Origin of the sequence: Streptomyces sp. A1277 (assembly GCF_004795015.1) — a bacterium.
Taxonomy (GTDB): domain Bacteria; phylum Actinomycetota; class Actinomycetes; order Streptomycetales; family Streptomycetaceae; genus Streptomyces.
The window spans coordinates 98639-108572 of the sequence record NZ_SSBI01000024.1; the positions used below are offsets into that span (position 1 = coordinate 98639).

Consider the following 9934-nt stretch of genomic DNA (forward strand, 5'->3'; position numbering starts at 1 on the left):
CGGTGCGGCTCGGGGTCAAATCGCGGCAAGAGGCTCGGAGCGCTCCGAGGCCGAGTTGTGCACAGGCCCCACTTCGAAACGGATTCCGAGCTAACTATGAGGGGTAGTAGTAGTAGGCCCTGTGGAAACGGTGGATAACGTCGTTTGAGCAGGTCAGGGCTCGTTTTTTATCCACCGGCCCTGTGGGTGGCCCGGTGGACAACTTGGGCTTTCTGTGGACATCCCAAAGTTGTGCACAACCCGTACACAGGACAGGGCAGTTTCTCCCCAGGTCTGTCCCCAGCTTTACCCGCGTTCCCCACAGGCCAACCGTCCCTCTTGGTGTGACGCCTTTCACTCGGGCCGGTGACGGCGGGTGTCGTGTTGCCGAACAGTGGACAGCGGTGTGGAGAAGCGCCCTCCGGCTGGGGAAAACAGTCGCTGTCCTGTGGGTAGGCAGTGGACAACGATCCACACAGCCTGTGGACGAAAAACTTGTCCACAGGCTGTGGATCATGGTTGACCACAAATCCCCAGGCCCCTGAGCTGGCCTGATGGCCTGTCGGTGGGCGTGCCTGTGGAAGCAGTATGGACAACTTTTGGATCCCCAGGCTGTGGAGGGAAAAAAGTAGCCGGATCTGTGGAGAACACCCGTGTCCTTGCCGGGATTCGAACAGCGCGGGCGTGCGGAGGCCGGGTCCGTCACCGCGTGGACAGCCTGCCGACGCCCCGTGAGCGCTTCACGGAAGCGCTGCACAGGGGTTGCGGGGCGCTTCTCGGGGAATGCGAAAGGGCGCTGTGCGGACTCCTGACGAGTCCGCACAGCGCCCTTCGGCTGGGTACGGGTCCGGCGCGGGGGCGCCGTCAGCCGTTCTTGATGCGGTTGGTGAGCTCGGTGACCTGGTTGTAGATGGAGCGCCGCTCCGCCATCAGCGCCCGGATCTTGCGGTCGGCGTGCATGACCGTCGTGTGGTCCCGGCCGCCGAACTGTGCGCCGATCTTCGGCAGTGAGAGGTCGGTCAGTTCGCGGCACAGATACATGGCGATCTGCCGGGCCGTCACCAGCACGCGGCTGCGCGACGATCCGCAGAGGTCTTCCACCGTCAGACCGAAGTAGTCCGCCGTCGCCGCCATGATGGCCGACGCCGTGATCTCCGGAGCCGTGTCCTCGCCGCCCGGGATCAGGTCCTTCAGCACGATCTCCGTGAGCCCCAGGTCCACGGGCTGGCGGTTGAGGCTGGCGAAGGCCGTCACCCGGATGAGAGCGCCCTCCAGCTCACGGATGTTGCGCGAGATGCGGGAGGCGATGAACTCCAGCACCTCCGGCGGGGCGTTGAGCTGCTCCTGCACCGCCTTCTTGCGCAGGATCGCGATGCGGGTCTCCAGCTCGGGGGGCTGCACATCGGTGGTCAGGCCCCACTCGAAACGATTCCGCAGCCGGTCCTCCAGCGTGACCAGCTGCTTCGGCGGCCGGTCGGAGGACAGCACGATCTGCTTGTTGGCGTTGTGCAGCGTATTGAAGGTGTGGAAGAACTCCTCCTGCGTCGACTCCTTGCTCGCCAGGAACTGGATGTCGTCGACGAGCAGGATGTCGACATCGCGGTACCGCTTGCGGAAGGTGTCGCCCTTGCCGTCACGGATCGAGTTGATGAACTCGTTGGTGAACTCCTCCGAGCTCACGTACCGCACCCGGGTCCCCGGGTACAGACTGCGGGCGTAGTGCCCGATGGCGTGCAGCAGGTGGGTCTTGCCGAGCCCGGACTCCCCGTAGATGAAGAGGGGGTTGTACGCCTTGGCGGGCGCTTCGGCGACGGCGACGGCCGCCGCGTGCGCGAAGCGGTTGGACGCCCCGATGACGAAGGTGTCGAAGAGGTACTTCGGATTCAGCCGGGCGTGCGGCTCGCCGGGCCCGGGGGCCGGCGAGGGCTGGGCACCCATCGGCCCCGGGGCCCCGCCGGGCCTTCCGGTGCCGCCGCCCGGCCGGTGCTGCGGCTCCGGCAGCTCGTGGCGCTCGGGCCGGGGCCGCTCGGAGTGCTGCGGCTCGTACCCCTGGCGCTCCGGTGGCTGCTGCCGGTAGTCGTGCTGCGGCTGCTGCGGGGAGCGGCCGCCCCCGTACGGCTCGCGCCACTGATCGGCGGAGGGCTCACGGTCCTGGAACCCGCCGAGCCGGGGCTGCTGCCAGGACAGGTCCTCCTGGGTGCGCGGCCAGGCCCCGGGCTCGGGGCGCTGCTGCTGGTAGTCCGGGTAGGCGGGGCGGGCGGTCGGCATCCCGTCGTCCGATGGCCGGTGCCCGTAGCCCTCGTACGCGTCGCCGTGCCGGCCCTCGCCGTGCTGCGGCCCCTGGTAGCGGTGCTGCTGCGGCTGGGACTGGTGCGTCGGGGGCGCCGGCGGGGACGACGGTTCGCCCGCGGAGTCGTCGACCGTGATCGCGATCCGGATGGGGCGGCCGCACTCGCGGCTCAGCGTCTCGCTGATGAGTGGTGCGAGGCGGCCTTCGAGGACCCGCTTCCCCCATTCATTGGGGACGGCGAGCAGCGCGGTATCGGCAACCAGGGCGAGCGGCTGGCAGCGCTCGATCCACTGCTTGTCCTTCGGCTCGATGCCCTGCTGCCCCTCCCCGAGGAGTTGCTCCAGCACTCGTGGCCACACTGCGGCAAGATCGGCAGGTACGTCAGCCACAAGGCACGCTCTCTCGCTGGTCCCACGAATGTGTGGTTCTCGGGACGGTATGGGTCGGGGTGGGTGAGGACCGGCAGGCGGGAAGAAAAAGAACCGGAGTTCAGCCACGGTAGTCAGCCCGACCCGCACGGTTCAAGTCGTTGTCCACAGGCTGTGCACAATGGAGGGCCCGACAGGGTCGGTTTGACCGGATGGCGTAGCCGCGCGTACCGTGACCAGGTCGAGTTGTCGATGGCTGCTGCCGCCTGCCTCCGATGGGCAAAGATCACGATCTGTGATTGTGAAGCGGTGCACTAGGGCGTTTACGCGAGTCTCTCGTGGGCGCACGGTGACAGCCAGGCGATGTCCCGCCAACACACGAGTCATTTCTGGAGCCCCCGAGTGAGCAAGCGCACCTTCCAGCCGAACAACCGTCGTCGCGCGAAGACCCACGGCTTCCGGCTGCGTATGCGTACCCGTGCCGGCCGCGCGATTCTCGCGTCCCGCCGTAGCAAGGGTCGCGCCAGCCTGTCCGCCTGATCGCGTACAGGTCGTCATGACGTGCTGCCTACCGAGAATCGGCTGAGGCGGCGCGAGGACTTCGCGACCGCGGTACGACGAGGTCGCCGGGCCGGTCGCCCGCTCCTCGTCGTCCATCTACGCAGCGGTGCAACCGACCCGCACGTGACTGGGGAGACCGTTCCCCCGCCGCGTGCGGGTTTCGTTGTCAGCAAAGCAGTGGGTGGTGCGGTCGTCCGCACAGCGGTGAAGCGAAAGCTTCGCCACCTGGTCCGAGAACGGCTTGCCCTGCTGCCCCCCGGTAGCCTGGTTGTCGTACGAGCGTTGCCCGGCGCGGGCGACGCCGACCATGAACAGCTGGCCCGAGACCTGGACGCCGCACTGCGGCGGCTGCTGGGAGGGGGCGCGCGATGAAGTACCCGCTGCTGGCTCTCATCAAGCTGTACCAGTGGACGATCAGCCCGCTTCTCGGGCCTGTCTGCCGTTACTACCCGTCGTGTTCCCACTATGGATATACGGCGATCGACCGGCACGGAGCGATCAAGGGAACAGCGCTGACAGCCTGGCGCATCCTGCGATGCAATCCGTGGTCACCCGGCGGCGTGGATCACGTACCACCACGCAAACGTCCGCGTTGGCACGAACTGCTGCGCAGCGCCATACGCGGCAGCAAGGGCGGGGACTCCGCCGCTGACGTGCCTCCCGGGGGTTCGGCCACCGACCTCCCGAGTTCGGCCGCAGAGACTTCGCCCAATGCTCAAGGAGCCTGATTAGTGGACACGATTGCCAGTCTGTTCAGCTTCATCACATGGCCCGTCTCCTGGGTCATCGTCCAGTTCCACAAGTTGTACGGGGCGGTCTTCGGCCCTGACACGGGATGGGCCTGGGGTCTGTCCATCGTGTCCCTCGTGGTGCTCATCCGCATCTGTCTGATCCCGCTGTTCGTCAAGCAGATCAAGTCGACGCGGAACATGCAGGTGCTCCAGCCGAAGATGAAGGCGATCCAGGAGCGCTACAAGAGCGACAAGCAGCGACAGTCCGAAGAGATGATGAAGCTGTACAAGGAGACGGGCACCAACCCGCTCTCCTCGTGCCTGCCGATCATCGCGCAGTCGCCGTTCTTCTTCGCGCTGTACCACGTGCTCTCCGCGATCGCGTCGAACAAGAAGATCGGCGTCATCGACCAGTCGCTGCTGGACAGCGCCCGTCAGGCCCACATCTTCGGTGCCCCGCTGGCCGCCAAGTTCATGAACAGCGCGGACAAGGTCGACGCGCTCGGCGCCTCGCTGACCGACGTCCGGATCGTCACCGCGGTCATGATCGTAATGATGTCGGCCTCGCAGTTCTTCACTCAGCGCCAGCTGATGACGAAGAACGTCGACCTCACGGTCAAGACGCCGTACATGCAGCAGCAGAAGATGCTGATGTACGTCTTCCCGCTGATCTTCGCCGTCATGGGCATCAACTTCCCCGTCGGCGTCCTCGTCTACTGGCTGACCACCAACGTCTGGACCATGGGTCAGCAGATGTACGTGATCAACCAGAACCCGACGCCGGGAAGCAAGGCCCAGGAGCATTACCTCGGACGGCTGCTGAAGAGCGTCACCGCACACGGCGAGGTCCGCGGCCGGACCCGGCGCAACACCGTCAAGCGGATCGTGGCCAAGGGCCCGGACCGCAACGACATCGAGCGCAAGTTCGTCACGGGACTGGCCAAGCTCGGCCTCGCTCCGCAGGAGGACGGCACGGTGGTCAAGAGCGACACCGCCGTGGCCGACGCCGACAGCGGAGCCGCACTGCGGCGCCAGCAGCCCAAGCGGCAGACCAAGGCGAAGCGCCAGACCGGCACGGTTCACCAGGGCGATGCCAAGGACAGGGACTCCTCCGAGTCGGCGTCCAAGACCTCCCTGACCAAGAAGGCCGCGCAGGACGACAAGCCCAAGCCGGCGGGCAAGACCGCGTCCGGCTCCTCACGCCAAGCCAAGACCGGGCAGCGCAAGGGTCCGCAGCGGCCCAAGCACCCGTCCAAGAAGTAAGAAGGAGTCCATCCCGTGACGGAAGGCACCACCTCCACGGCCGCCGCTGAGGGCAGCGACACCTTGACCCGTCTTGAGCAGGAAGGGGAGATCGCAGCGGACTACCTCGAGGGCCTGCTCGACATCGCCGACCTCGACGGCGATATCGACATGGACGTCGAGGCGGACCGGGCCGCGGTCTCGATCATCAGCGAATCGGCGCGCGAGCTGCAGAAGCTCGTGGGTCGTGACGGCGAGGTCCTGGAGGCGCTCCAGGAGCTGACGCGGCTGGCCGTGCACCGGGAGACCGGTGACCGGAGCCGTCTCATGCTGGACATCGCCGGCTTCCGGGCCAAGAAGCGCACGGAGCTCGCCGAGCTGGGTGCCAAGGCGGCGGACGAGGTCAAGAGCACCGGTGAGCCGGTGAAGCTGGACCCGATGACGCCGTTCGAGCGCAAGGTCGTGCACGACGCGGTCGCCGCCGCGGGCCTGCGCAGCGAATCGGAGGGCGAGGAGCCGCAGCGCTTCGTCGTCGTCCTGCCGGCCTGACCGGCCCTTCTCCTGTCGGCCCCGTCTGTTCGCAGACGGGGCCGATCTTTGTCAGCCTGATAGACAGCCGCCCATGGTGCGGTAGTGCGGTGAATGGAAGGACGGTCCCCCGTGACGGAGGAAGTAGCACTTCCCCAGGCCCCCGACGAGGCCCGGGCGGTGTTCGGTGAAAGCTTTCCCGAGGCTGTCCGGTACGCAGAACTGCTGGCGGACGCGGGGGTCACGCGCGGGCTGATCGGTCCGCGTGAGGTACCGCGCCTGTGGGAGCGGCACCTGCTGAACTGCGCGGTGCTCTCCGAGGTCGTTCCCGAGGGGGTCACGGTCTGCGACGTGGGCTCGGGGGCGGGGCTTCCGGGAATTCCGCTGGCGCTGGTGCGCCCGGACCTGAAGATCACCCTGCTGGAGCCGTTGCTGCGGCGGACGAACTTCCTCCAGGAGGTTGTGGAGCTGCTGGGGCTGGACCATGTGACGGTCGTCCGGGGCCGGGCCGAGGAGGTCCTGGGCAGCTTGCAGCCCGTGCACGTGGTGACGGCCCGGGCGGTGGCCCCGCTGGACCGGCTGGCCGGCTGGGGAGTGCCCCTGCTGCGCCCGTACGGCGAGATGCTCGCGCTCAAGGGCGATACCGCCGAGGAAGAGATCAACGGTGCCCGGGCGGCGCTCAGCAAGCTCGGAGTCGTGGACACCGAGGTGCTGCACGTCGGTGAGGGCGTGGTCGACCCGATGTCCACCGTGGTGCGGGTGGTGGTCGGAGAGAGTCCCGGTGGTGTGAGGTTCGCCGCAAAGCGGGCCAAGGCCGCCAGGACCAGCCGGACGCGCCGTCGCCGCTGAGCGTCCGGTTGCACTGAGCCCGTGGCCCTTTCCTAGGGTTTGGGCCAGGAAGCGATGATTCTTCCGGTCATCGAGCCGTACGTGCCCCGCGCGGAGTGTCGTGCCTCTGTAGCTACGCTGCGAAGGCATCGTGTTTCACGTGAAACGTCGTTCTCTGCTGCATGGAATCATCGGCCGCGGTCGTGTGTCTGCCGCCCCTCCCCATCGCAGGCCCGTTAGGGCTACGGAGTTGTCCACAGAAGTGGATTCCTCCACAGAAGAGCGGGCCTCGCTGGTTCACGACCCCGAAACCATGGCAGGCTCTGCTCATTGCGAGCCTGAAGCCGAGGAGAGTGAATCCTTGCGGTCCGACGCCAACATCGCGGGACCGATGACCGATCCGGTCCCCGGTCCCCGAACCGAATCGGCGGGGGACGGTGTTTCACGTGAAACACCGCCGCCGATGGACGACACACCCATCGGGCGCGCGGCCCAGCTGGCGGTGGAGGCCCTCGGCCGAGCCGGCGAGGGGCTGCCGCGACCTGAGCAGACACGCGTCATGGTGGTGGCCAACCAGAAGGGCGGGGTGGGGAAGACCACCTCGACGGTCAACCTTGCCGCGTCGCTGGCACTTCACGGTGCGCGGGTCCTGGTGGTCGATCTCGACCCGCAGGGCAACGCCTCCACGGCTCTCGGCATCGATCACCACGCCGAAGTTCCCTCGATCTATGACGTCCTGGTGGAGAGCAAACCGCTCTCCGACGTGGTTCAGCCCGTCCCGGACGTCGAAGGTCTCTTCTGCGCCCCGGCCACCATCGATCTCGCCGGTGCGGAGATCGAGCTGGTGTCGCTGGTGGCGCGGGAGAGTCGACTCCAGCGGGCCATCCAGGCGTATGAGCAGCCGCTGGATTACATCCTGATCGACTGCCCGCCCTCGCTGGGCCTGCTGACGGTCAACGCATTGGTGGCCGGTGCGGAGGTGCTGATCCCCATTCAGTGCGAGTACTACGCGCTGGAGGGGCTGGGGCAGCTGCTGCGGAACGTCGACCTGGTCCGCGGCCACCTGAATCCCGATCTCCATGTGTCCACGATCCTGCTCACCATGTACGACGGCCGGACGAGGCTGGCGTCGCAGGTCGCGGAGGAGGTGCGCAGCCACTTCGGCAAGGAGGTGCTGCGGACCAGCATTCCTCGTTCGGTCCGTATCTCCGAGGCACCGAGCTACGGGCAGACCGTGCTCACCTATGACCCGGGTTCCAGCGGGTCGCTCTCGTACCTCGAAGCGGCCCGGGAGATCGCGCTGCGGGGCGTCGGGGTGCAGTACGAGGGCCAGCACGCCCACACGGGCGGTTCGATCAGTCAGCAGAGCAATCCGGAGGGGATCCAGTGAGTGAGCGTCGTCGAGGGTTGGGGCGAGGGCTCGGTGCCCTGATCCCAGCCGCTCCGCAGGAGAAGCAGCTGCCGTCCGGCGGGGCGGGGTCCTCCTCGTCCGTCCTTACCTCGGAGCGGGGTGTGGCTGCCGCGAAGGTGACGACGCTCGGGTCCGCTCCCGTGGTGCCGGAGCCGAGCGGTCCCGTGTCGGTGCCGGAGCCGGCGGTCTCGGGTGACGTGGCCGGTGCGTACTTCGCCGAGGTGCCGCTCGACTCCATCACGCCGAACCCGCGTCAGCCGCGTGAGGTCTTCGACGAGGACGCGCTGTCGGAGCTGGTCACCTCCATCAAGGAGGTCGGTCTTCTTCAGCCCGTCGTGGTGCGGATGACGGGGACCGATCGCTTCGAGCTCATCATGGGCGAGCGTCGCTGGAGGGCCTGCCGGGAAGCGGGTCTGGAGCGGATCCCGGCCATCGTCCGCGCCACCGACGACGAGAAGCTTCTCTTGGACGCTCTCCTGGAGAACCTTCACCGGGCGCAGCTGAACCCGTTGGAAGAGGCTGCCGCCTACGACCAGCTGCTCAAGGACTTCAAGTGCACGCATGACCAGCTGGCCGACCGGATCGGGCGTTCGCGGCCCCAGGTCTCCAATACCCTGCGTCTGCTGCGGCTGTCGCCGCCGGTGCAGCGCAGGGTGGCGGCCGGGGTGCTGTCGGCGGGCCATGCGCGGGCACTGCTGTCGGTGGACGACTCAGAGGAGCAGGACAAGCTGGCCCACCGCATCGTCGCCGAAGGGCTCTCGGTGCGCGCGGTGGAGGAGATCGTCACGCTCATGGGCTCCTCCCGGCCCACCAGCGCCACAAAGTCCAAGGGGCCGCGGGCGGGGGGCCGGTTGTCGCCGGCGCTGAGCGATCTGGCATCCAGGCTGTCCGACCGGTTCGAGACCCGGGTGAAGGTCGACCTCGGGCAGAAGAAGGGCAAGATCGTCGTCGAGTTCGCCTCTATGGAGGACCTGGACCGCATTCTTGGCAGCCTCGCCCCGGGCGAGGGCCGGGTGCTGGACCGCGCTCCGTCCGAGGAACCGTCCGAGGACGACGAGAGCTGACGCGCCCCGAGCGAGCGAGGAGGGCGGGCTGTTTCCGGTGAGTCCCGGAACACAGCCCGCCCTTTGCTTTCTCGCGGTGTCCGCTTGATTCGGTGGTGGATACGATGCGTTCTGGCAGGGCATTTCCGTCCAAGACGCAGTGGGCGAAAGAAGTGAGGAACAGCCTTCATGGGGCGTCGGCTCGTACCGCTCACGCTGGACAATCTTCCCGACCTACCCCGGCGGTGCCGCTCCTGTGTGTTCTGGGAGCTCGATCCGGTCAGCGGGGAGGCCGCGGTCAAGAGTGGAAGGGCTGAGCCGGAGAAGGAAGCCTGGATCTCCGCAGTGCTGCTGGAGTGGGGCTCCTGTGGGCGTGTGGTCTACGTCGATGACGTGCCGGCCGGCTTTGTGCTCTACGCACCGCCCGCCTACGTTCCACGGTCGACTGCCTTTCCGACGAGCCCCGCATCCCCCGACGCGGTCCAGCTGATGACCGGGTTGATCATGCCGGGCTTTCAGGGCCAGGGGCTGGGCAGGGTCATGGTGCAGACCGTTGCCAAGGATCTGATCAGCCGGGGCTTCAAGGCGATCGAAGCCTTCGGGGACGCCCGGTGGAAGGAACCGGCCTGCGTGCTACCGGCCGACCACCTTCTGTCGGTGGGGTTCAAGACGGTGCGGCCGCACCCGGTGCACCCGCGGCTGCGGCTGGAGCTGCGCTCGACGCTCTCCTGGAAGGAGGACGTCGAGATGGCCCTGGACCGGCTGCTGGGTGCCGTGCAGAAGGAGCCTGCGCTGCGGCCGCTATAAGGCCCCCGTCCTCTCCAGAACGTGAAACAGCGGCGCTGCGTCTGCCCTACTCGGCGATGAAGCCCGCAAGGTCGCGGAGGATCGCGGCCTTCGGCTTGGCGCCCACGATGGTCTTGGCGACCTCGCCGCCCTGGTAGACGTTCAGC

At 67.4% G+C, this 9934-nt stretch carries 10 protein-coding genes and 1 pseudogene; 9 read left to right on the forward strand and 2 right to left on the reverse strand.

The window, feature by feature from the left end; translation table 11 throughout:
- Positions 1 to 843: 843 nt before the first annotated feature.
- Positions 844 to 2658, reverse strand: a complete 1815-nt coding sequence (gene dnaA / locus E6R18_RS18140; protein ID WP_136317935.1) for a chromosomal replication initiator protein DnaA — start codon at positions 2656 to 2658, stop codon at positions 844 to 846.
- Between the two features lie 381 nt (positions 2659 to 3039).
- Between dnaA and rpmH the strand changes: the two genes are divergently transcribed.
- The 9 genes from rpmH to E6R18_RS18185 all read left to right on the forward strand — a co-directional run bounded on the left by rpmH (position 3040) and on the right by E6R18_RS18185 (position 9788).
- Positions 3040 to 3177 (forward strand): 50S ribosomal protein L34, encoded by a 138-nt coding sequence (gene rpmH / locus E6R18_RS18145; protein ID WP_006348049.1) that lies wholly within the window; start codon positions 3040 to 3042, stop codon positions 3175 to 3177.
- 21 nt (positions 3178 to 3198) lie between these two features.
- Positions 3199 to 3570, forward strand: coding sequence for a ribonuclease P protein component (gene rnpA, locus E6R18_RS18150; protein WP_078622619.1), 372 nt, complete (start codon positions 3199 to 3201; stop codon positions 3568 to 3570).
- Positions 3567 to 3926 (forward strand): membrane protein insertion efficiency factor YidD, encoded by a 360-nt coding sequence (gene yidD, locus E6R18_RS18155; RefSeq protein ID WP_136317936.1) that lies wholly within the window; start codon positions 3567 to 3569, stop codon positions 3924 to 3926. Before rnpA ends, yidD begins: the two co-directional genes overlap by 4 nt.
- 3 nt (positions 3927 to 3929) lie before the next feature.
- Positions 3930 to 5192 (forward strand): membrane protein insertase YidC, encoded by a 1263-nt coding sequence (yidC, locus tag E6R18_RS18160; protein ID WP_136317937.1) that lies wholly within the window; start codon positions 3930 to 3932, stop codon positions 5190 to 5192.
- A gap of 15 nt (positions 5193 to 5207) precedes the next feature.
- Positions 5208 to 5720 carry a R3H domain-containing nucleic acid-binding protein gene (locus E6R18_RS18165; RefSeq protein ID WP_136317938.1) on the forward strand — a complete coding sequence of 171 codons (513 nt, stop codon included), beginning with the start codon at positions 5208 to 5210 and terminating at the stop codon, positions 5718 to 5720.
- Positions 5721 to 5831: 111 nt separating this feature from the next.
- Complete coding sequence (rsmG, locus tag E6R18_RS18170) at positions 5832 to 6548, forward strand: 16S rRNA (guanine(527)-N(7))-methyltransferase RsmG (RefSeq protein ID WP_136317939.1); 717 nt, start codon at positions 5832 to 5834, stop codon at positions 6546 to 6548.
- Positions 6549 to 6840: 292 nt separating this feature from the next.
- Positions 6841 to 7917: a ParA family protein gene (locus E6R18_RS18175; protein WP_136317951.1), complete on the forward strand. Its 1077-nt coding sequence runs from the start codon at positions 6841 to 6843 to the stop codon at positions 7915 to 7917.
- Entirely contained in the window at positions 7914 to 9002 is a 1089-nt protein-coding gene (locus tag E6R18_RS18180; protein WP_206308313.1) for a ParB/RepB/Spo0J family partition protein, read from the forward strand. The genes E6R18_RS18175 and E6R18_RS18180 overlap by 4 nt, the downstream gene beginning before the upstream one ends.
- Before the next feature lie 168 nt (positions 9003 to 9170).
- The gene (locus tag E6R18_RS18185; protein WP_136317941.1) at positions 9171 to 9788 is read left to right on the forward strand and encodes a GNAT family N-acetyltransferase; all 618 of its coding nucleotides are present in this window, start codon (positions 9171 to 9173) and stop codon (positions 9786 to 9788) included.
- Positions 9789 to 9834: 46 nt separating this feature from the next.
- On the opposite strand, the pseudogene E6R18_RS18190 reads toward E6R18_RS18185, so the two are convergent.
- Positions 9835 to 9934: pseudogene (locus E6R18_RS18190) on the reverse strand (thiol reductase thioredoxin); the annotation flags it as partial.